At 72.1% G+C, this 19,011-nt stretch carries 21 protein-coding genes; 11 read left to right on the top strand and 10 right to left on the bottom strand.

Annotated features, from left to right (window positions below):
- The first annotated feature begins 31 nt into the window (after positions 1 to 31).
- Complete coding sequence (locus tag BLR04_RS00440; RefSeq protein ID WP_143021909.1) at positions 32 to 421, top strand: sensor histidine kinase; 390 nt, start codon at positions 32 to 34, stop codon at positions 419 to 421.
- 61 nt (positions 422 to 482) lie between these two features.
- Here the strand turns inward: BLR04_RS00440 and map are convergent, their stop codons facing one another.
- The gene (map, locus tag BLR04_RS00435) at positions 483 to 1,331 is read right to left on the bottom strand and encodes a type I methionyl aminopeptidase (RefSeq protein ID WP_090758379.1); all 849 of its coding nucleotides are present in this window, start codon (positions 1,329 to 1,331) and stop codon (positions 483 to 485) included.
- A gap of 5 nt (positions 1,332 to 1,336) precedes the next feature.
- Here map and BLR04_RS00430 point away from each other — a divergent pair, with 5 nt between their 5' ends.
- Positions 1,337 to 1,543 (top strand): hypothetical protein, encoded by a 207-nt coding sequence (locus BLR04_RS00430; protein ID WP_090758378.1) that lies wholly within the window; start codon positions 1,337 to 1,339, stop codon positions 1,541 to 1,543.
- Here BLR04_RS00430 and BLR04_RS00425 read toward each other — a convergent pair whose 3' ends face one another.
- On the bottom strand, positions 1,544 to 2,194 hold the full coding sequence (locus tag BLR04_RS00425; protein WP_090758376.1) for a cyclase family protein: 651 nt from the start codon (positions 2,192 to 2,194) through the stop codon (positions 1,544 to 1,546). It lies immediately after the preceding gene.
- Positions 2,191 to 2,451, bottom strand: coding sequence for a CBU_0592 family membrane protein (locus BLR04_RS00420; RefSeq protein WP_090758374.1), 261 nt, complete (start codon positions 2,449 to 2,451; stop codon positions 2,191 to 2,193). Before BLR04_RS00420 ends, BLR04_RS00425 begins: the two co-directional genes overlap by 4 nt.
- 73 nt (positions 2,452 to 2,524) lie before the next feature.
- Between BLR04_RS00420 and BLR04_RS00415 the strand changes: the two genes are divergently transcribed.
- Entirely contained in the window at positions 2,525 to 3,466 is a 942-nt protein-coding gene (locus BLR04_RS00415; RefSeq protein ID WP_090758372.1) for a LysR family transcriptional regulator, read from the top strand.
- On the opposite strand, the gene BLR04_RS00410 is transcribed toward BLR04_RS00415, so the two are convergent.
- Positions 3,463 to 4,041 (bottom strand): hypothetical protein, encoded by a 579-nt coding sequence (locus BLR04_RS00410; protein ID WP_176902866.1) that lies wholly within the window; start codon positions 4,039 to 4,041, stop codon positions 3,463 to 3,465. The two genes, BLR04_RS00415 and BLR04_RS00410, sit on opposite strands and share 4 nt — an antisense overlap.
- Before the next feature lie 119 nt (positions 4,042 to 4,160).
- Here BLR04_RS00410 and npdG point away from each other — a divergent pair, with 119 nt between their 5' ends.
- Positions 4,161 to 4,814 (top strand): NADPH-dependent F420 reductase, encoded by a 654-nt coding sequence (npdG, locus tag BLR04_RS00405; protein WP_090758368.1) that lies wholly within the window; start codon positions 4,161 to 4,163, stop codon positions 4,812 to 4,814.
- Positions 4,815 to 4,823: 9 nt separating this feature from the next.
- Here the strand turns inward: npdG and BLR04_RS00400 are convergent, their stop codons facing one another.
- Positions 4,824 to 6,245 (bottom strand): aminotransferase-like domain-containing protein, encoded by a 1,422-nt coding sequence (locus BLR04_RS00400; protein WP_090758366.1) that lies wholly within the window; start codon positions 6,243 to 6,245, stop codon positions 4,824 to 4,826.
- A 59-nt stretch (positions 6,246 to 6,304) separates the two neighbouring features.
- Here BLR04_RS00400 and BLR04_RS00395 point away from each other — a divergent pair, with 59 nt between their 5' ends.
- Complete coding sequence (locus BLR04_RS00395) at positions 6,305 to 7,501, top strand: trans-sulfuration enzyme family protein (protein WP_090758364.1); 1,197 nt, start codon at positions 6,305 to 6,307, stop codon at positions 7,499 to 7,501.
- Positions 7,502 to 7,542: 41 nt separating this feature from the next.
- On the top strand, positions 7,543 to 8,469 hold the full coding sequence (locus BLR04_RS00390) for a serine/threonine dehydratase (protein ID WP_090758363.1): 927 nt from the start codon (positions 7,543 to 7,545) through the stop codon (positions 8,467 to 8,469).
- Between the two features lie 4 nt (positions 8,470 to 8,473).
- Here BLR04_RS00390 and panB read toward each other — a convergent pair whose 3' ends face one another.
- Positions 8,474 to 9,304, bottom strand: a complete 831-nt coding sequence (panB, locus tag BLR04_RS00385) for a 3-methyl-2-oxobutanoate hydroxymethyltransferase (protein ID WP_090758361.1) — start codon at positions 9,302 to 9,304, stop codon at positions 8,474 to 8,476.
- 130 nt (positions 9,305 to 9,434) lie between these two features.
- On the opposite strand from panB, the gene BLR04_RS00380 reads away from it, so the two are divergent.
- From BLR04_RS00380 to BLR04_RS39445, 3 genes are all read left to right on the top strand, one after another.
- Positions 9,435 to 10,676 carry an MFS transporter gene (locus tag BLR04_RS00380; RefSeq protein ID WP_090758359.1) on the top strand — a complete coding sequence of 414 codons (1,242 nt, stop codon included), beginning with the start codon at positions 9,435 to 9,437 and terminating at the stop codon, positions 10,674 to 10,676.
- A gap of 128 nt (positions 10,677 to 10,804) precedes the next feature.
- Positions 10,805 to 11,098, top strand: coding sequence for a hypothetical protein (locus BLR04_RS00375; protein ID WP_090758357.1), 294 nt, complete (start codon positions 10,805 to 10,807; stop codon positions 11,096 to 11,098).
- Between the two features lie 254 nt (positions 11,099 to 11,352).
- On the top strand, positions 11,353 to 11,640 hold the full coding sequence (locus BLR04_RS39445) for a hypothetical protein (protein WP_143021908.1): 288 nt from the start codon (positions 11,353 to 11,355) through the stop codon (positions 11,638 to 11,640).
- 256 nt (positions 11,641 to 11,896) lie between these two features.
- Here the strand turns inward: BLR04_RS39445 and BLR04_RS41555 are convergent, their stop codons facing one another.
- Complete coding sequence (locus tag BLR04_RS41555) at positions 11,897 to 12,394, bottom strand: DUF6518 family protein (protein WP_281191292.1); 498 nt, start codon at positions 12,392 to 12,394, stop codon at positions 11,897 to 11,899.
- Positions 12,280 to 12,567 (bottom strand): DUF6518 family protein, encoded by a 288-nt coding sequence (locus BLR04_RS42655; RefSeq protein ID WP_425413422.1) that lies wholly within the window; start codon positions 12,565 to 12,567, stop codon positions 12,280 to 12,282. Before BLR04_RS42655 ends, BLR04_RS41555 begins: the two co-directional genes overlap by 115 nt.
- Before the next feature lie 1,071 nt (positions 12,568 to 13,638).
- Here BLR04_RS42655 and BLR04_RS00365 point away from each other — a divergent pair.
- Together BLR04_RS00365 and BLR04_RS00360 are read left to right on the top strand one after the other, a co-directional pair.
- A complete protein-coding gene (locus BLR04_RS00365) occupies positions 13,639 to 15,189 on the top strand; it encodes an MFS transporter (RefSeq protein WP_090758355.1) in 1,551 nt (516 codons plus the stop codon).
- A gap of 7 nt (positions 15,190 to 15,196) precedes the next feature.
- Positions 15,197 to 15,799: a TetR/AcrR family transcriptional regulator gene (locus tag BLR04_RS00360; protein WP_090758353.1), complete on the top strand. Its 603-nt coding sequence runs from the start codon at positions 15,197 to 15,199 to the stop codon at positions 15,797 to 15,799.
- 125 nt (positions 15,800 to 15,924) lie between these two features.
- On the opposite strand, the gene BLR04_RS00355 is transcribed toward BLR04_RS00360, so the two are convergent.
- Together BLR04_RS00355 and BLR04_RS00350 are read right to left on the bottom strand one after the other, a co-directional pair.
- A complete protein-coding gene (locus tag BLR04_RS00355; RefSeq protein ID WP_090758351.1) occupies positions 15,925 to 17,700 on the bottom strand; it encodes an NAD+ synthase in 1,776 nt (591 codons plus the stop codon).
- Positions 17,701 to 17,779: 79 nt separating this feature from the next.
- A complete protein-coding gene (locus BLR04_RS00350) occupies positions 17,780 to 18,985 on the bottom strand; it encodes an MDR family MFS transporter (protein ID WP_090758349.1) in 1,206 nt (401 codons plus the stop codon).
- Positions 18,986 to 19,011: the final 26 nt, after the last annotated feature.

Here is a 19,011-nt window from a genome sequence, read left to right as displayed (position 1 = left end):
AAGGCGAATGCCAATGGCGGAAGAGACACGCATGCGCGGGGGGCAGAGCCTGGCCGAGGAGCTGGAGAGCTGCCTCGCCGAGTGGTCGCACCGTACGGGCATCGCGGTCGAGACGTGGGCGCTGCCCGCCGCTGACGTGCCGTCCCGGGTCCGCGGCGGCGTGATGACCGCGCTCCGCGAGACCCTGTCGAACGTCGAACGGCACAGCCGGGCGAAGACCGTCTCCATCGCCGTCACCGTCGGCGGGCAGGGCCTGCGCATGACCGTCAGCGACGACGGCATCGGCTTCCTCGAGCCGGGGCAGGGCTCCGGCATCGCCCGGATGCGGGCCGCGTTCGCCGAGGCCGGCGGCACCCTCTCGGTCAACAGCGTGCTCGGGCAGGGCACGACGGTGACCGGGGTGGTGCCCCGCCAGAGGTGACGGCCTGCCCAGCGCTCGCGGCACCCGGGCGCGTTCGTCGAGCTGCGTGGGACGCCGTCGGTCAGGGGAGGGTGAGGATCTCGCTGCCCGTCTCGGTGACCACGATGGTGTGCTCGAACTGAGCGGTGCGCTTGCGGTCCTTCGTGACCGCGGTCCACTTGTCGGGCCAGATCTCGTAGTCGATCGTGCCCAGGGTCAGCATGGGCTCGATGGTGAACGTCATGCCGGGCACCAGCTCGACCTGCAGCGACGGGTCGTCGTAGTGGGGCACCATGAGGCCCGAGTGGAACGTCGTGCCGATGCCGTGGCCGGTGAAGTCGCGGACGACGCCGTAGCCGAAGCGCTTGGCGTACGCCTCGATGACCCGGCCCACGACGTTGAGCTGGCGGCCGGGGGCGACGGCCCTGATGGCCCGCATCGTCGCCTCACGCGTGCGCTCGACCAGCAGCCGCGACTCCTCGTCGACCTCGCCCACGAGGTAGGTCGCGTCGGTGTCGCCGTGGACGCCGCCGATGTAGGCCGTGATGTCGACGTTGACGATGTCGCCGTCGCGCAGCACGGTGTCGTCGGGGATGCCGTGGCAGATGACCTCGTTGATCGACGTGCACAGCGACTTGGGGTAGCCCCGGTAGCCCAGCGTGCTGGGGTAGGCGCCGTGGTCGAGAAGGAACTCGTGGCCGACCCTGTCGAGTTCGTCGGTGGTGACGCCCGGCCGGATGTGCTTCTCGACCTCGTCGAGGGCCTGGGCGGCGATCCTGCCGGCCACGCGCATGCGCTCGATGATCTCGGGGGTCTTCACGTCGGACTCGCCGGTGCGGGGGCGCTTCTTGCCGACGTACTCCGGCCGCTCGATGTGGGCGGGGACCTTCCGCATGGGCGAAACTCGCCCTGGCTGGAGCAGTGTCGTCATGAAACATGAGTCTACGGGGCAGAATTGACCGCGTGAGCGATGGCCAGTGGTGGTTCTGTCTCAAGCACATGCGGGTGGAGCCCGACAAGGGCTGCCCCAACAAGGACCGGTTGGGTCCCTACGCCTCGGAACAGGAGGCGGCCGGGGCGCTCCAGCGCGCCGCCGACCGCAACAAGGCCTGGGACGAGGCCGACCTCGACGACGACGACTAGCTAACCGGGTACGACGGCGTACGCCCTGACGGTGAACGACCCCATGCCGGCGATCATCGGGGGCGCCGCGTGGAACCGGAACCCGTCGCCGGGCAGCGCCTCCAGCCCGGTCAGGTGCTCCACGACGGGGATGCCCGCGCCCAGCAGGATCGTGTGCGCGGGCCGCTCGCCGCGCGGCGGGGTGTCGTCGACGTTGAGCGAGTCGATCCCCACCAGCGCGGCACCCTGCTCGGCGAGCCAGGCGGCCGACTCGGGGGCGAGGTAGGGGTGGCCGTCGGCGTAGGCGTCCGTGCCGAAGTGGCGGTCCCACCCGGTGTCGATCAGCACGGCGCGTCCCCGCACGTCGAGCGACCGGTCCAGCACCACCGCGCGCCCGCCGCCGCGAGCCCGTACGACGAGGCCGGGCAGGTCGGCCAGCTTCTCCAGCGGCACCCGCGACAGGTCGGCGCCGTCGGGGTAGCGGTGGTACGGCGTGTCCACGTACGTGCCGGTGTTGGCGGCCAGCGTGACGACGCCGATGTGGAACTCCGTGCCAGGGGCGTACAGGTCGCGTGAGTCCTCCCTGCTCAGGTGCACGCCCATGACGGGGCCTGGGATGCCGGGGTAGGTGGTCATGCCCTCGGTGACGCGGTGGCTCAGTTCGATGATCACGTGGCGGCTCCCCGCGTGCGCAGACGGGCCAGCTTGGCCAGGGCCACGATGCCGATGACGGCCCACACCAGGTTGAGCCCGACCGACGGCCAGGCGGAGCTGTAGGCGCTGTTGACCATCAGGCTGACCGACCCGGTGAAATTGATGAGCTGGTACGCGACCCCGTCGCCGGACATGCGGGAGGACGAGACGAGGGCGTAGCCGGTGAGGAGCAGGGCCGCGCCGGCCCATCCGACGACGGTGAGCAGGAAATCCATAGGGGGCATTGTCCGGAGCCGCCATGGTCAAGGGCAACCGACGAATCAGGCGACGCTGCGTAAGCTGACCCCCATGGAGATTGACCCCCGGCGGTTGCGCGTCCTGCGCGAGGTCGCCCGCCGCGGCGGCGTCATGCGGGCCGCCGAAGCGCTCCACCTCACCCCCTCGGCCGTCTCCCAGCAGCTCGCCCAGCTCGAACGCGAGGTCGGGCTGGCGCTCATCGACCGGTCCCAGCGCAGCGTCTCGCTCACCCCGGCAGGGCGGGTCCTCGCCGGCTACGCCGACCGGGTCGAGGAGGAGCTCACCGAGGCCAGGCGCGAGCTCACCCGGTTCACCGAGCGGCTGGCCGGGCCCGTCAGGATCGCCGCGTTCCCCACCGTCATCACGCACGTGCTCGTCCCCGCCATGCGCGCACTGAAGGAGCGCCATCCCCGGATCGAGCCGGTCATCCACGAGGTCTACGGGCAGCCGGCGCTGCAGGAGCTGCGGCTCGGCGCGGTCGACCTGCTGATCACCGAGCAGGACATGAGCCTGCCCGTCCTGTCGCAGCCGTCGCTGAGCACCCGGCTGCTCTACGTGGACGAGTACCGCATCGTGGTGCCGCCCGGATGGACCGACCCGCCGTCCACCATCGACGAGCTGGTGCGGGCGCCGTGGATCGCCGGAGAACCCCACCAGGCGTGCGGCCAGGCGCTCGACCGGCTCGCCGGGCTGCACGGGTTCGAGCCGCGCAAGACCCACGTCATCACCGAGTTCGGGCCGACGCTGGCGCTGGTCGCGGCCGGGCACGGGGTGGCGATCGTGCCCGCGCTCGCGCTGCTCGACGTCCCGGAGGGCGAGGTGCGGGTGAGCGACCTGCGCGACGTCGGCGCGCGCCGGATCGACGCGGTGACGAGGGCCAGCCGTACGCGGTCGGGGGAGCCCGATCCGGTGCTGGGCGTCGTCATCGGGGCGATCGAGGAGGCCACCGCCGAGCTGGAGGCGTCGCTGCGGGGACGGCTGGCACAGGTCTAGTCGGTGACTCGTGGCCCGCTGAGCTTGTCGAGCAGGCGGGCCAGCCGCTCGCGCAGGCCGCGCCGCTGTTCGACCTCGCCCGCCGCCGCGCTGACCAGGTGCTGGGCGCCGTCGAACGACACCGGCCCGCTGCGCGGCACCGCGATGGCGTCGTGCGCGAGGCCGGCCAGCTCGGGGTCGCCGCCTTCGATCGCGAGGATCGTCGCCCCCGTGCGGCGGGCGTCGTCGACCCGTTCGAGCAGCGGCACCGGCGCCTGCTGCTCGCTCAGCACGAACAGGGTCTCGCCGCGCGCGGCGCGCTCCAGCCGCTCGACGCCGACCCCCAGATGGGCGGGCGCGTCCGGGGGCGGGTTCCAGCGGACGAGGGTCGGCGTGAGCTGCGGCAGCCCCGCGAACCTGGCCTCGTCGCTCAGGTGCGCCGTCACGTGCCAGGGCTCGTCGTCGGGCGTGCCCACCACCAGCAGGCCGCCGGGTGACCGCGTGGCGCGCAGCGCCAGGCCGAGTTCACGGGTGCGTTCGAGCCAGCCGGAGCCGTCCAGGAGTTCGCGCAGCAGGGCCACCGATCCGGAGTCCATGGACACCATGGTGCCCGACGAAGCCGTGCTTCGCCGGTGATGCCGGGATCTGCGGGTGTTCTGCCGCTGTGTTCGGGCGGCGCTCAGGACGGTTCGGCGCTGCTGGCATCATCGAGGCTATGACAACTGTGAGTGGGCTTACCGTCGGCATCCTCGGCGGCACGGGTGACCAGGGCAAGGGGCTGGCGCGGCGGTTCGCGCTCGGCGGGCTCAAGGTGCTCATCGGGTCGCGCAGCGCGGAGCGCGCCCGCGAGGCGGCCGCGTCGATCGGTGCCGGCGCCGAGGGCGACGAGAACGCCGCCGTCGCCGCCGCGGCCGACCTCGTGATCGTGGCGGTGCCGTACGAGGGGCACAAGGCGTTGCTGGAGTCGCTGCGGTCCGAGCTGGCAGGGAAGATCGTGGTCGACTGCGTGAACCCGCTCGGGTTCGACAAGCAGGGGGCGTACGCGCTGCCGGTCGAGGAGGGCAGCGCCGCCCAGCAGGCGGCGGCCGTGCTGCCCGACAGCCGCGTCGTGGCCGCGTTCCACCACGTGTCCGCGGTGCTGCTGATGGACCCGGCGGTCGAGAAGGTCGACCTCGACGTGCTCGTGCTGGGCGACGACCGCGAGGCGACCGACACGGTGCGGGCGCTGGCCGAGGTCCTGCCGGGGGTGCGCGGCGTCTACGGCGGACGGCTGCGCAACGCCCACCAGGTCGAGGCGCTCACCGCCAACATCATCTCGATCAACCGCCGCTACAAGGCCCACGCCGGCCTCCGCATCACCGACGTCTGAGCCCGCCGGTCAGACGATCAGGGGCTGCCGGGACACCGCGCGGCCGTCCCCGCGGTAGGAGTCCCAGGCCACGGCCAGGGTGTGCACCGCTCGTGACAGGTCCTCCTCCGGCAGCAGGAAGTGCAGCCGGAGGTGGTCGGCGTGCCCGCCGCGGGGGTCGAACGACCGTCCAGGCGGCACCGCCACGCCGTGCCGGAGGGCGACCTGCGCGAAGGAGTCGGCGTCGCCGCGCGGGAGGCGTACCCACACGGTGTGGCCGCCCCGCGCGGGCGTGAACGTCCACGGAGGCAGGCAGGCCCGCAGCTCGGCGCACAGGTGGTCGTGGCGGGCGCGCAGCGTGCGCACCTGCGTGGCGCGTACCTCGTCGAGGCGGCGCAGCAGGGCGACGGCGGCGAGCTGGCTGACCACCTCACCACCGAGGTCGTGGACGGCGCGCAGCCGCGCCAGCCGCGACGCCAGCGGCGCCGCCGCGCGGATCCACCCCACCCGCAGCCCGCCCCACACGAGCTTGCTCAGCGACCCGATGGTGATCACCTGCTCGCCGCGCGCGAAGGAGGCCAGCGGCGGGGGCCGCTCGCCCGAGAAGCACAGCTCGGCGCGGACCTCGTCGTCGATCAGCGGCACGTCGTACGCCGCCGCGAGCCCGGCCAGCCGCCTGCGGGACAGGTTGTCCATGACCGCGCCGTCAGGGTTGCGGACCGTCGGGACGAAGTAGGCCAGGGCCGGACGTTCCCGAGTGTCCTCGATGCTCGCGGCCGGTCTGACGACCGCGGCCGCGTGCCGGAAGACCTCCAGCGCGCCCGGGTATGTCGGCGTCTCGGCCAGCACGGTGTCGCCGGGCGACACCAGCAGCCCGGTCACCAGGGTGAGGGCCTGCTGGGCACCCGTCGTCACGATGATCTCCTCGGGCGCGGTGGGCAGGCCGCGCTCGGTGTAGTACGCCGCCAGCGCCTCCCGCAGCGCCGGGTGACCCGCCGGCTGGTAGCCCAGGCCGTACGCGCCCGGCAGGAGCGCCGCCGCCTCGGCGTACGCCTCCGCCACCACGCCGGGCGGGTCGACCGGGGCGGCGCAGGTCAGCAGCAGCACGCCGTCGGGCGGGTGCAGGAGGTGCTGGAGCAGCGGGTTGGCCGGCACGCCGTCGGCGGCCCGCGTCGCGGACAGGTCGAGCGGGGCCACCCGGGTGCCGCTGCCCTGGCGCCGCGTCAGGCGGCCCTCCTGCCGCAGCAGCTCATACGCCGCCACCACCGTGCCCCGGCCCACCGCCAGCCGTGCGGCCAGCACCCGGTCGGGCGGCAGCGCGTCGCCGGGGGCGAGGACGCCGTCGTCGATCAACGCCCGCAGCCGGGCGGCCAGCAACAGGTAGAGGGGGCCGCGTCCGGACGCCCATCGGCCGAGCAGGTCGACGAGGTCGGCAAGATTGGTCCCATTCACGGTCCAATTCTCCGGGATTGGCGCTCAACTCGCGGCTTGTCGCGGGGGATTCTCAAGCCATGACCGATTTCCGCGCGAACCTCCGGCCCGGCACCAGAGCCGTGCACGTGCCGCAGCCCGTCGTCGACAACAGCCGTCCGATCGCCATGCCGATCTACCAGACGTCGGGGTTCACGTTCGACGACCCCGCGGTGATGGCCGAGGCCATGGGGCGTCCCGACGGCGCGTTCGTCTACGGGCGCTACAGCAACCCGACCGTACGTTCCCTGGAGCAGGCCGTCGCCGACCTGGAGGGCGCCGTCGCAGGCGTCGCGACGGGCTCGGGCATGGGCGCGATCAACATCGTCCTGCTCGGTCTGCTGAAGCCGGGCGACCACCTGGTCGCCCAGAACTCCCTGTACGGAGGCACGGCCGCCATGCTCGGCGAGCTGACCGCCCGCTTCGGGATCACCGTCACGTACGTGCCGGGCGACGACCCAGCCGCCCTGCGGGCCGCCGTCCGGCCGGAGACCCGGCTCGTGTACCTGGAGACGATCAGCAACCCGATGACGCTGGTCGCCGACCTGCCCGGGATGTGCGCGCAGGCGCGTGAGCTCGGGCTCGTCTCGGTGGTGGACAACACGTTCGCCACGCCTCTGCTGTGCCGTCCGATCGAGCACGGCGCCGACATCGTCGTCCACTCCGCCACCAAGTACCTGGGCGGGCACACCGACGTGGTCGGCGGGATCGCCGTCTTCGCCGACACCGCCCTGTACGAGAAGGTGTGGCACTTCGCGATCGAGCTGGGGGCCTCGGCCGACCCGTTCGCGGCCTGGCTGACGCTGCGCGGGATGCAGACGCTGGAACTGCGCATGGAACGGCACTGCTCCAATGCCGCCTTCCTGGCCGCCCGGCTGGCCGAGCACCCCGCCGTGGCCGCCGTCCACTGGCCGGGGCTGCCGTCGCACCCGTCGTACGAGCCGGCGGGCAAGCTGCTGTCCGGGTTCGGCGGGGTCCTGTCGTTCGACCTGGCCGGCGGGCGCGCGGCGGGCGAGGCGTTCATGCGCTCCGTACGTCTGGCGCTGCTCGCCCCCTCGCTCGGCGGCGTCGAGACGCTCGTCCTGCACCCGGCCACCACCTCGCACCGCTCACTCACCCCGGAGGAGCTCCGGCGCAGCGGCATCGGCGAGGGCACCGTGCGCCTGGCCGTGGGCGTCGAGCACCCCGAGGACCTCTGGGCGGACCTGGCGCAGGCACTGCGACAGCCCCTGCAATAGCCTCGGCGTACGTCCGCCGTCGCCGTGAACGAGGAGATACCGTGACCGCCGTTGCCCACGAAGATGTGCTCGCCGCCGCCGGGAGGATCGGCGGTCACGTGCTCCGCACGCCCGTGCTCGAGGTCGCGCCCGGGCTCACGTTCAAGCTGGAGCTGCTGCAGCACTCCGGGTCGTTCAAGGTGCGGGGCGCGTTCAACCGCATGCTGGCCGCCGGCGAGATGCCCCCAGGCGGCGTGGTCGCGGCGAGCGGCGGCAACCACGGGCTGGCGGTCGCGCACGCGGCCCGCGCGCTCGGTGTGCGGGCCGAGATCTTCGTGCCCGAGGTGACCAGCACCGTCAAGGTGGCCGGGCTGCGCGCGCTGGGGGCGCACATCACGCAGACCGGCGCCGTCTACGCCGAGGCGGCCGAGGCCGCGGCCAAGCGCGCCGCCGAGACCGGCGCGCTGCAGGTGCACGCGTACGACCAGCCCGAGGTGATCGCCGGGCAGGGCACCACCGGGCTCGAACTCCTGGAGCAGACCGGTGGGGTCGACACCGTCCTCGTGGCGGTCGGCGGCGGCGGGTTCGCGGCCGGGATCACCGTGGGCACGTCCGCCGGCGGCTCGGGGCCGCGCGTCGTGGCCGTCGAGCCCGAGCGCATTCCGACCCTGAACGCGGCGCTGCGGGCCGGCGAACCGGTTCCGGTACAGGTCAGCGGGGTGGGCGCGGACGCGCTCGGCGCCACCACGATCGGCGGCCTGGCTTTCGAGATCCTCTCCGGGCCGCGGGTCGAGAGCGTGCTGGTGAGCGACGACGCCATAGTGGCGGCCCGGCGCACCCTCTGGGAGCGGCACCGCCTGGCGGCCGAGCACGCGGGCGCGGCCGCCTACGCGGCGCTGCTGTCGGGCGTCCACCGGCCCGAGCCGGGGGAGCGGGTGGCGGTGGTGGTGTGCGGCTCCAACACCGACCCGGCCACGCTCACCGGCTGAGCCCTCACGTGTAGGTGTGCTCCGGCGCGGGGAAGGCGCCCGTCCGCACCTCGTCGGCGAACGCGCGCACGGCCTGGTCCATCACGCCGGTCAGGTCGGCGTACTGCTTGACGAACCTGGCCGGGCGCGGGGTCAGCCCCATGAGGTCCTGCCACACGAGCACCTGCGCGTCGGTCGCCGCCCCTGCGCCGATCCCGATCGTCGGGATGGCGAGCGACGCGGTCACCCGCTGCGCGAGGTCGGCGGGCACGCACTCGAGCACCAGGGAGAACGCCCCGGCCCGCTCGAGGTCCTTCGCGTCGGCCATGAGCTCGTCGCCGGCCTGCCCCCGGCCCTGGACCCGGTAGCCGCCGAACGTGTTGACCGACTGCGGCGTCAGCCCGAGATGCGCCATGACCGGCACTCCCGCCGAGACCAGCGCCTCGACCTGCGGCAGGACGCGGCGGCCGCCTTCCAGCTTGACCGCGTGCGCGCCGGCCTCCTTCATGAAGCGCCCGGCCGACTCGAGCGCCTGCGCGGGGGAGGCCTGGTAGGAACCGAACGGCAGGTCGGCGACCACGAGCGCGCGCGACGAGCCGCGCACGACGGCCGCGGTGAGCGGCAGCAGGTCGTCGACCGTGACCGGCAGGGTCGACTCGTGGCCGTAGACGACCATGGCCGCCGAGTCGCCGACCAGCAGGACCGGGATGCCGGCCGCGTCGAAGATCCGGGCCGTCATCGCGTCGTAGGCGGTGAGCATCGGCCACCGCTCTCCGCGCTCCTTGGCCGCGGCGAGGTCACGGATGGTGACGCGACGTCCCTGCGCGCCCCCGTACAGCGTGGTTGAAGAGGACATGTGTGAACACTCCAGAAACGTCTCGAGGCGCCTTATGCGTCCCCGGACTGCCTCCGATGATGTCACGCGCTGAACCGTTTCGAAACTGTCGGCGTGACCTGCCACAATCACCCAGGAGGTAACGAACACCATGGCTCTCGGCTCTTACCGGCGCTTGCTCGCCATCCCCGGCGTACGCACCCTTCTGCTCGTGGGGCTGCTCGCCCGGGTGCCGTCCACGGCCATGGGCATGGCACTCACCCTGCACGTCGCGGTGTCGATGGGTCTCGACTTCGTCCCCGCCGGGGTGATCACCGCGGCCAGCACCATCGGCAACGCGATCGGCTCGCCCCTGTCGGGCCGCATGGTCGACCGCTACGGCCTGCGTCCCGTGCTCATCGTGACCACGGCCGCCCAGGCGGTGTTCTGGTCGTGCGCGTGGGCGCTGCCGTACTGGACGCTGGTCGTGGCGGCGCTGTTCGCCGGCTTGCTGTCGCTGCCGGTCTTCAGCGTGACCCGGCAGTGCCTGGCCGCCCTGGTGCCCGTCGACCAGCGGCGCACCGGCTTCGCCCTCGACTCCATGCTGGTCGAGGTGTCCTACATGGTGGGGCCCGCGCTGGCCGGCGCGGGCATCGTCACGCTCGGCAGCGGCGTCACGATGATCACCATCGGAGCGGGCCTGACCGTCGCGGGCATCGGGCTGATCCTGCTCAACCCGCCGGTCCGCTCGGCCGAGGAACTGGAGGAGCCGCAGCGCGGGGTGCCGCGCAGGCAGTGGCTCACGCCCGCGTTCGTCGCGCTGCTCGGCACGACCGCGGCGGCCACATTCGTGCTCACCGCGAGCGAGCTGTCCCTGGTCGCGACGATGGAGCACGCCGGGCAGACCGCGTGGGTCGGCATCGCCGTCGCCGTCTGGTGCCTCTACTCGCTGATCGGCGGGTTCGTCTACGGCGGGCTGTCGCGGGGCCTGTCGCCGCTCGTCCTGATCGGCGCGATGGGGGTGCTGACGATCCCGGTGGGGCTCGTCGGCGGCGGCTGGCAGTGGGTGGTGCTGGCGCTGCTGCCCGCGGGCCTGCTGTGCGCGCCGGCGCTGTCGTCCACGGTCGACGTGCTCACCCGGTGGGTGCCCAGCGCGGCCCGTGGCGAGGCGATGGGCCTGCACGGCACCGCCCTGCTGATCGGCGGCGCCGTCTCGGCCCCCATCGCCGGAGCGGTGATCGACTCCGGTGGTCCGTCGTGGGCGTTCACCGTGGCGGGGCTGATCGGAGCCGCCATCGTCCTCGCCGCCCTCCCCTTCTGGCGCTCCCGCCCTGCGCCCACACCCGACCTTTCCGCCGCCCCCGCGGCGGACCGTGCGTACGGCGAGGAGACCGCCGCCGCGACGTCCGAGTAACGCCGCGACGGTGACGGCGAGCCGCCCCGCCCCGTACGAAGCTGTGGCGCCGCCGCTGGTCCGGCGCCTTCTCCGCAGGGGTATTCCTCAGGTGCACCACAGGTCACAGCAGTCTCTTGAGGAGGCCCATGCTCACGAAGAAGGCGCTTACCGCGGTGCTCGGCGCGGTGACGTCCGTAGCGCTGCTCACGGCAGGAACAGCGGCACCCGCCGGCGCCCGGACCCCGTCGGCGAGCTCGGCACCGTCCGGCGCGGGGGCGGGGCCGTTCCTCTGGTACGACTGCATGAAGTACTACGGCGACCTCAGCCACTGCTGCCACTACACCTACGACGCGCCCGTGAGCGCGTGCCTCCACATGCGGTACCCCGCCTGGAGCGGCGCCGCCCGGAGCGCGCCCGCGTCACCGGGCCGCACCGACTGACCGAACACCTGGCCGCACCGACGGACCGCCGAAGGCGGCGTCACCCGTCCCTCCCGAGTGGCGCCGCGCCTGCGGCGAACCGCGTCGTACGGTGAGGAGGCCGCAGTCGCGGCGTCCGACCAGTCGCCCGCGACGGTGACGGCGAGCTGCCCCGCCCCGTACGAAGCTGTGGCGCCGCCGCTGGTCCGGCGCCTTCTCCTGGCGGGATAGTCCTCAGGCGCACCACAGGTCACACCAGCCTCTGGAGGAGGCCCATGCTCAGAAAGACGCTTACTGCGGCGCTCGGCACGATGATGTCCGTAGCGCTGCTCACAGCAGGGACAGCAACACCCGCCGGCGCCCGAACCCCGTCGCCGAGCTCCGCAGCATCCGGCGCAGGGGCAGCGGGGTCGTACTCCTGGTACGACGACTGCTCGTCCTACTACAGCTGCTGCTACACCACCAGCTACTACGCGTCCATGGACCTGTGCTCCCACCTTTGGTACGAGGCCTGGAGCGGTGCCACCCCGAGCGGGCCCGCGTCACCAGGCCGCACCGACTGACCAGCGAAGGCGGCGCCACCGTCCCTCCCGAGTGGCGCCGCGCCGCCCACCGATTCAGCGGCCCCCACATCACCGTCACGGCGAGCCTGTGCAGAGCTCTGCTGCAGGCACGCACATCACTCTCATCGCGAGCCTGCGCGGCACCCTCAGCCGAAGCAACGGACCAGAACCCCGCCGCAGGCCCGCACGACGCCACCTGCCGCGGGCCCGTGAACACGTCCGCGTAGGCGCCCGGGGCGCGCTCGCGCCGGCGTGCTCAGAGCATGAACGCCTGGTCGATGACGAGGCTCGCCACGGCGACGGCTCCCACGCCGGCGATCAGCACCAGCAGCGCGTACACGCGATCCCGTGCCGAGCGGGCGAGCGCGACGGGCAGCAGAACGCTGATCAGCAGGAAGGACCATCCAGCGGTCGCCCCTGGCCCGCTGTTGGACTGCGCGTCCGAGGCCAGCCACAGGAAGCGCAACCCGTCCGCCCCCCAGGCCGACCCGGTCAGCCCCGTCGCCACCGCCCGGAGGATGCGGCGGTCGGCACGCAGCAACGCGCCGGCCGCGCCGTAGACCGGGCCCGCGACGACGCCGGCCACGGCCCAGATCACGACCGCCCCCAACCCGGCGGGGTACCCGCGCAGTTCCGCGGTCACGTAGTAACCGGCCAGCAGCCCGAGCTGTGAGAGCACTCCCGCCACGGCCGCCCTGCGCCAGTGGCCGGGGGCGCACCGCGCAGGCCGACGAGGAAGGCGACCGTGGCCCACGGAGCAGTGGAGTTCACCAGCGCGTGCCACCCGCCGCTGAGCACGGTCTGCCCGAAGGAGGTCGCCGCCCCTCCCACGAGGCCCACACCGAGGGCGAGCGCGGCCAGCGTCCAGGGCGAGGCGGGAACGCGACGGGCGGCGGAAAACTGCGCCGGACGCGCGGTCGTGGACATGAGCGGGGGTTCTCGTACCAACGTGTCGTTCACGGCCCGGACCAGCGGGCCGGAGAAGGCCGACGGCCAACGAAAGCCGCAGGCCACGCCAGCGTCTCACCGTAGTTCATCCAACCTAGGCCCCACTCCACCACTCCGGACACCCACCCCCACAGCCCCTCTCCGAGCCACCCCACAGCCCGTTGCCCGAGCCGCCGCCACAGTCCCTCTCCGAGCCGCCGCCAGCCCGTTGTCTGAGCCGCCCCGATGGTTCGTGTCCTGAGCGGCCGTTACAGCTCGTGTCCTGAGCTGCTGTCCTGGCTCGTTTCCTGGGTCGTCGCCGTGGCGAGTGTTCCGGGCCGGTGCCACGGCGCATGTTTCACGCCGCTGCCACGGCTCGTCTTCCGGCCCGCTGCCACTGCCCGCCTTCTGAGCCGCTGCGCGCGGCGGGTGGTCGACATTGATGTGGCATCGGGGGAATGCCAGGTCTCGCGGAGACGTTGCAAGGTCTCTGTCGAGGGTGACGGCATTGACGCGGTCCCCGGGCGCGGTTGGGTCCCAAGATCCGGCGGCTTGCCGGCCGGTGGGAGGGCCGGAGTGCCACGGGCCCGGTGAGGACGGCTGTGGCCGGTCGTTGTCGTCACTGATCTGTGCCGTGAGGGCGCGGTCGCGAGCCGCTTCCCTCGTGCTTCCTGACGGCCCGGTTGCCGCACACTCCGGGTGGTCAGTGCCGGGCTTTCGGTACCCGGAGGCCGCACTTCCTGCGGCCCGGTTGCCTTGCCTCCGCACAGCCCGGTTTCCGTGCTTCCGCACGGTCCGGTTGGGCATGTTTTCGCACGGTCCGGTTGGTGTGTGCGCCGCACGGGGCGCTTGCCTCGCGCTTGTGGCAGCACGGCTGCCCGGCGTGGAGGGGCACGTGGGTGGCGGGGAGCCCGCGTAGGGGTGGGTCTCACGGTGGGCCAAGGCTGCTGTTGCGGGCTGGGACACAGGGCGTTCGTCCGGAATTTACGAAACGGTACCGTTGCGTATCGGAATACATTGCGATACGCTGCCGTTGCGAAACTCAGACGTATCGAAATTAAGGACTCTTTCATGGACCCGACAACGGGGCATCCACGCCGCTGGGGCATCCTCGGCGTGCTGGTCTTCAGCCTGCTGGCCGTCGTGTTGGACAACACGATCCTCAACGTGGCGATGAAGACCATCGCCGACGAGACCGTCGGTCTCGGCGCCACGCAGAGCGAGCTGGAATGGGCGATCAACTCCTACACGCTGGTGTTCGCCGGTCTGTTGTTCACCTTTGGCGTGATCGGTGACCGAACAGGCCGCAAGCGGATGTTGTTCATCGGTATGGCGCTGTTCGGGCTGGCCTCCCTCGCCAGCGCGTACTCGCAGGACCCGATGCAGCTCATCATGGCCAGGGCGGCGATGGGCATCGGCGGCGCCGCGATCATGCCGGCCACGCTGGCCATCATCTCCAACGTCTTCCCGCCCGCCGAGCGCGGTAAGGCGATCGGCGTCTGGGCGGGCGGTGTCGGGCTCGCGGTCGCCATCGGCCCGATCACCGGTGGCCTGCTGATCGAGCACTTCTGGTGGGGCTCGGTCTTCCTGGTCAACGTGCCGATCGTCGTGATCAGCATGATTCTCATCGCGCTCTTCGTGCCGGAGTCGCGCGACCCGAAGCCGTCCAAGCTCGACCCGGTGGGCGTGGTGCTGTCGATCATCGGCCTGGTGGCCCTCGTCTACGGCATCATCCGCGGCGGCGAGCTCGGCACCGTGACCGACGTCCAGGTGCTGGCCCCGACGCTGGTCGGCGTGGCCGTCCTCGCCGGGTTCGTCTGGTGGGAGCGGCGCATCGACCACCCGGTGTTCGACGTGCGCAGCTTCTCCAACGTCCGGTTCAGCTCCGCCATCGGCATGATGGGCATCGTCTTCTTCGCGATGATGGGCGGGATGTTCTTCCTGACGTTCTACCTGCAGCTGGTGCTGGGCTTCTCGCCGCTGCAGGCGGGCGCGCTGATGATCCCGTTCGCCGCGGCGCAGCTCATCTTCGCGCCGCTCAGCCAGCGGGTGAACGAGCGGTTCGGCGGCAAGCTGTCGGCCACCGTGAGCATGATCGTGCTGACGCTGGTGCTCGCCAGCTACTCGCTCATGGACCAGAACACGCCGATCGTGCTGATCGAGATCATCTTCTTCGTCCAGGGCATGGCGATGGCCAACCTCATGCCGCCGGCGACCACCGCCATCATGGAGTCGCTGCCGCGCGAGAAGGCCGGCGTCGGCTCGGCGATGAGCAACACCGTCCGCCAGGTGTCCGGCGCCCTCGGTGTGGCCGTGCTCGGCTCGGTGCTGTCGTCCAGCTACCGGGGCGAGATCGCGCCCGCGCTGACCGCGCTTCCCGAGGGCGTCCGGCACGCGGCCGGTGAGTCCATCATGGCCACCATGGGCGCCGCGCAGGCGATGGGCGAGCAGGGCCAGGCGCTCGTCCAGCCCGCCTTCACCGCCTTCATCGACGGCATGCACCTCACCGCCCAGGTGGCGGCCGTGATCGCACTCGTGGGGGTCGCGGTGGTCGCGAAGTGGATGCCCGGTAAGGTGCGTGCAGCCAAGCACGCGGAACAGAAGGAACCAGCGGTAGTGTGAGGCCTCGATGTCGACCCAGGAATCAGGGGCCGCCCGCCCGGCGGGCCGTCCTCGCAGCGAGAAGGCCGAGAAGGCGATCATCGAGGCGACTCTCGATCTGATCGGCGAAGGCGTCGGCGTGGCAGAGCTGTCCATAGAGGCGATCGCCTCCAGGGCGGGCGTCGGTAAGACGACGATCTACCGGCGCTGGTCCAACAAGGAAGATCTCGTCGTCGACGCCCTGGCCACGATGAAGGCGCCGCTTCCGCCGCTCTCCGGAACGTCGGTGCGCGACGACCTCATCAGCCTGCTCGAGGCGATGCGTTCGGAGTCCGGCCAGGCGCGCAGCCGCTGCGTGATGAACATCGTGATGAGCGAGGCCGACCGGCACCGCCGGATCACCGAGCGCTTCATGGAGCGCGCGGTCGAGCCACGCCGGCGGGCGATGCGCGAGGTGATCGAGCGCGGCATCGTCACCGGCGAGCTCAGGCCCGATCTGGACGTCGACATGGGCATGGCGATCATCTCCGGCACCATGCTGTGGCACACGAAGTGGGGTCCCGCCGGAGACCTCTCCCCTGAACTGCCCGAGCAGATCATCGACGCCGCCCTCGCCGGGATGGCCCCCTGACCGACGGCTGACCGTCCGCGAAGGCCGCAGAGCGGCGGAGCCCGCGAAAGGGCCGCGCGGCGGCGCCGGGGGCCGCGCGCCGCCGATCCGCAGGAAGGTCGCGCGGACGGACGGCGGTGTCGCGGCTACGTCGTGGTCTCGCGCCAGCGGTTGGTGATGGGCAGCCGGCGGTCGCGGCCGAAGTTCTTCGGCGTGATCTTCGGGCCTGGTGGGTACTGCCGCCGCTTGTACTCCGCCAGGTCGACCAGCCGGATCACCCGCGTGACCAGCTCAGGGTCGTGGCCGGCCGCGATGAGCTCCTGCGAGCCCATGTCCTTCTCGACGTAGTCGTCCAGCAGCCGGTCGAGCACCTCGTACGGCGGCAGCGAGTCGGTGTCGCGCTGGTCGGGCCGCAGCTCCGCGCTCGGCTCCTTCGTGATCGAGTCCTCCGGGATCGGCCGCTCGGCCGCCAGCAGGAAGCCGGGCAGGGTGTGGGCGTTGCGCCACCGGGCCAGCTCCCACACCATCGTCTTCGGCACGTCCTTGATCGGTGCGAAGCCGCCCGCCGAGTCGCCGTACAGGGTGGAGTAGCCGGTCGCCAGCTCGCTCTTGTTCCCTGTGGTCAGCACCAGGTGACCGTGCTGGTTCGACAGGCCCATGAGCAGCATGCCGCGCACCCGCGCCTGGAGGTTCTCGGCGGCGAGACCCGACAGCTCGATCTCCTTCTCGTACGCGTTCACGATGTCGGCGATCGGGACGACCCGCGCCGTGACACCCTGGCGGCGCACCAGCTCCTCGGCGTCGGTGAGCGAGTGGTCGGAGGAGTAGCGCGAGGGCATGAGCGCGACGTTCACCCGCGAAGGACCGATGGCGTCGGCGGCGATCGTGGCGGTCAGCGCCGAGTCGATGCCGCCCGACAGGCCCAGGATCACCGACCGGAAGCCGTTCTTGGCCACGTAGTCGCGGACCGCGAGCACCAGGGCGGAGTAGACCTCGGCGTGCAGGTCGAGCCGTTCGGCGATGCGGGCGGGCTCCGGCTCGTACGGCTCGACGGGGTCGTTCGACAGGACGACCCGCTCGACCGTGATGGTGCTGCCGTCGCCCGCGTCGTACGGGACCGTGCCCGGCTCGGCGTCCGACACCGGCAGGCCGTCGAGGTCGGCGATCAGCAGCTCCTCCGCGAACTGCCCGGCCCGCGCGAGGAGCCGGCCCGCGCCGTCGACCACGATCGAGTCGCCGTCGAACACCAGCTCGTCCTGCCCGCCGACCTGGTTGACGTAGGCGAGCGCGCATCCGGCCTCACGGGCCCGGCGATGGCACAGCTCCAGCCGTACGTCGTCCTTCTCCTTCTCGTACGGGGAGGCGTTCGGCACCACGAGCAGCCCGGCGCCGGCCTGCCCGACGACGGACACGGGGCCGCCGTCCTGCCAGAGGTCCTCGCACACCGCGACGGCGACGTCCACACCGTGCAGCCGGAAGATCGGCAGTCGGTCGCCGCGCACGAAGTAGCGGTACTCGTCGAACACGCCGTAGTTGGGCAGGTGGTGCTTGGCGGTGCGGGCGACCACCTCGCCCCGGTGCAGGACGGCGGCGGCGTCGAGCGGGGCGCCCTTCGGCTGCCCCACGCGTGGGGCGAGGCCGGCGCGGTCGACGTAGCCGACGACGACGGGCAGCTCGCCGAGCCCTTCGTCGCGCAGCCTGCGCGCCACCTCCTCGAGCGTCCGGATGCTCGCGTCCACGAAGGACGTGCGCAGCACGAGGTCCTCGACGGGGTAGCCGGTGAGGAACATTTCGGTGAAGACGGCGAGGTGGGCTCCGCGTTCGGCCGCGTCGCGGGTCCATGCGACGAGCTTGTCCGCGTTGGCGGCCAGGTCGCCGACAGTCGGATTCGTCTGTGCCAGAGCGATGCGCAGTTGGGCCACGCCATCAGCCTATTTGCCGGGATTTTTATCGTCAAAGCGACGAAAAGCGGCAATTGGGTCATCTGGGCAAATTGCGCTTTCACTCCGTCCGGCGGCTCCTGATCGCCGGACGCAGCAGCAGCATGCCCATCGCCGACAGCACGCCGACCCCGCCGACCGTGAACCACAGCGTCCGCGGGCCGATCTCGAGCAGCGCGCCACCCAGCAGGGGCGCCAGCACCGCCGCCGCCGACCAGGCGAACCCGAACAGCCCCATGTACCGGCCCCGCAGCTCGGCCGGGGCGAGCGCGGCCACGATGGCGCCCGGGATGCCGGCCGTGATGATCTCGCCGGCCGTCCACACCATGATCGTCGCCGACAGCCCGAGGATGTTCGTCACGAACGCGGTCAGCGCGAACCCGGCGCCCATCACGCCCATCCCGATCGCGAGCGTCCGCGCGGGGTCCCTGCGCCCCAGCCAGGCCGACGCCAGCGGCTGGACGACGACGATCAGCACGCCGTTCAGTGCCATGGCGAGACCGTACTCGCCGGGCGTCAGCCGTACGGCGCCGCCGGTCATCGCCACCGGCAGCATGCTCATCGTCTGCGAGTAGACGAGCACGTTGCCCAGCACGACGACGGTGAAGCAGACCATCGTCCGGTCGCGCAGCACCGCGAGGAGCCCGCCCGCCTCCTGCCGTCCCTCGGGCCGCGTCTCGGGAACCGCACGCCAGACGAGTACGGCGAACACCACGCTCGACAGCGCGTCGGCCCAGAACAGCCAGGTGAACCCCAGCCCGGCCAGCCAGCCGCCGGCCGTCATGCCGGCCGCGTACCCGAGGTTGATCGCCCAGAACAGCAGCCCGTACGCCCGGGGGCGCTCGGCGGGGGAGACCAGGTCGGCGACGAGGGCGCTGGAGGCCGGCCGGTAGACGTCGATCACCAGGCCGAGCGCGAACATCGACGCGAGGATCGCCGGCAGCGAGGAGCTGTAGCCGAGCGCCAGCATCGTCGCGGCGGTGGCGATCATGCCGCCGGAGAGCGTCGCCCGGCGTCCGATCCGGTCGGTGAGCACCCCGGCGAGCAGCTGCGACAGCAGCGAGCCCGCCCCGAACACCGCCATGACGAGCCCCGCCGCCGTCACCGAGAGGCCGCGGCTCTGGGTCAGGTAGACGCCGGTGAACGGCATGACCATGGCGCCCAGGCGGTTCACCAGCGTGCCGCCCCACAGCGCCCAGAACGGCCGCGGCAGCCCCCCGATCCGGGCCTGCAGGAACGATTGCTTCTCAAGAGGTACGGTCGTCACGTGGTAAAGAGTGATATGTCGGATTT

It is taken from the genome of Nonomuraea maritima (genome assembly GCF_900100395.1).
In the GTDB taxonomy this organism is placed as follows: Bacteria; Actinomycetota; Actinomycetes; order Streptosporangiales; family Streptosporangiaceae; genus Nonomuraea; species Nonomuraea maritima.
Note: the sequence above shows the minus strand (reverse complement) of the source record. Positions and strands in the feature narration are given on the sequence as shown.

Coding starts and splice junctions, on each gene's coding strand:
- BLR04_RS00440 (WP_143021909.1), top strand. CDS start 32: ATGCGCGGGGGGCAGAGCCTGGCCGAGGAGCTGGAGAGCTGCCTCGCC.
- map (WP_090758379.1), bottom strand. CDS start 1,331: ATGACGACACTGCTCCAGCCAGGGCGAGTTTCGCCCATGCGGAAGGTC.
- BLR04_RS00430 (WP_090758378.1), top strand. CDS start 1,337: ATGAGTCTACGGGGCAGAATTGACCGCGTGAGCGATGGCCAGTGGTGG.
- BLR04_RS00420 (WP_090758374.1), bottom strand. CDS start 2,451: ATGGATTTCCTGCTCACCGTCGTCGGATGGGCCGGCGCGGCCCTGCTC.
- BLR04_RS00415 (WP_090758372.1), top strand. CDS start 2,525: ATGGAGATTGACCCCCGGCGGTTGCGCGTCCTGCGCGAGGTCGCCCGC.
- BLR04_RS00410 (WP_176902866.1), bottom strand. CDS start 4,041: ATGGACTCCGGATCGGTGGCCCTGCTGCGCGAACTCCTGGACGGCTCC.
- npdG (WP_090758368.1), top strand. CDS start 4,161: ATGACAACTGTGAGTGGGCTTACCGTCGGCATCCTCGGCGGCACGGGT.
- BLR04_RS00395 (WP_090758364.1), top strand. CDS start 6,305: ATGACCGATTTCCGCGCGAACCTCCGGCCCGGCACCAGAGCCGTGCAC.
- panB (WP_090758361.1), bottom strand. CDS start 9,304: ATGTCCTCTTCAACCACGCTGTACGGGGGCGCGCAGGGACGTCGCGTC.
- BLR04_RS00380 (WP_090758359.1), top strand. CDS start 9,435: ATGGCTCTCGGCTCTTACCGGCGCTTGCTCGCCATCCCCGGCGTACGC.
- BLR04_RS00375 (WP_090758357.1), top strand. CDS start 10,805: ATGCTCACGAAGAAGGCGCTTACCGCGGTGCTCGGCGCGGTGACGTCC.
- BLR04_RS39445 (WP_143021908.1), top strand. CDS start 11,353: ATGCTCAGAAAGACGCTTACTGCGGCGCTCGGCACGATGATGTCCGTA.
- BLR04_RS42655 (WP_425413422.1), bottom strand. CDS start 12,567: ATGTCCACGACCGCGCGTCCGGCGCAGTTTTCCGCCGCCCGTCGCGTT.
- BLR04_RS00365 (WP_090758355.1), top strand. CDS start 13,639: ATGGACCCGACAACGGGGCATCCACGCCGCTGGGGCATCCTCGGCGTG.
- BLR04_RS00360 (WP_090758353.1), top strand. CDS start 15,197: ATGTCGACCCAGGAATCAGGGGCCGCCCGCCCGGCGGGCCGTCCTCGC.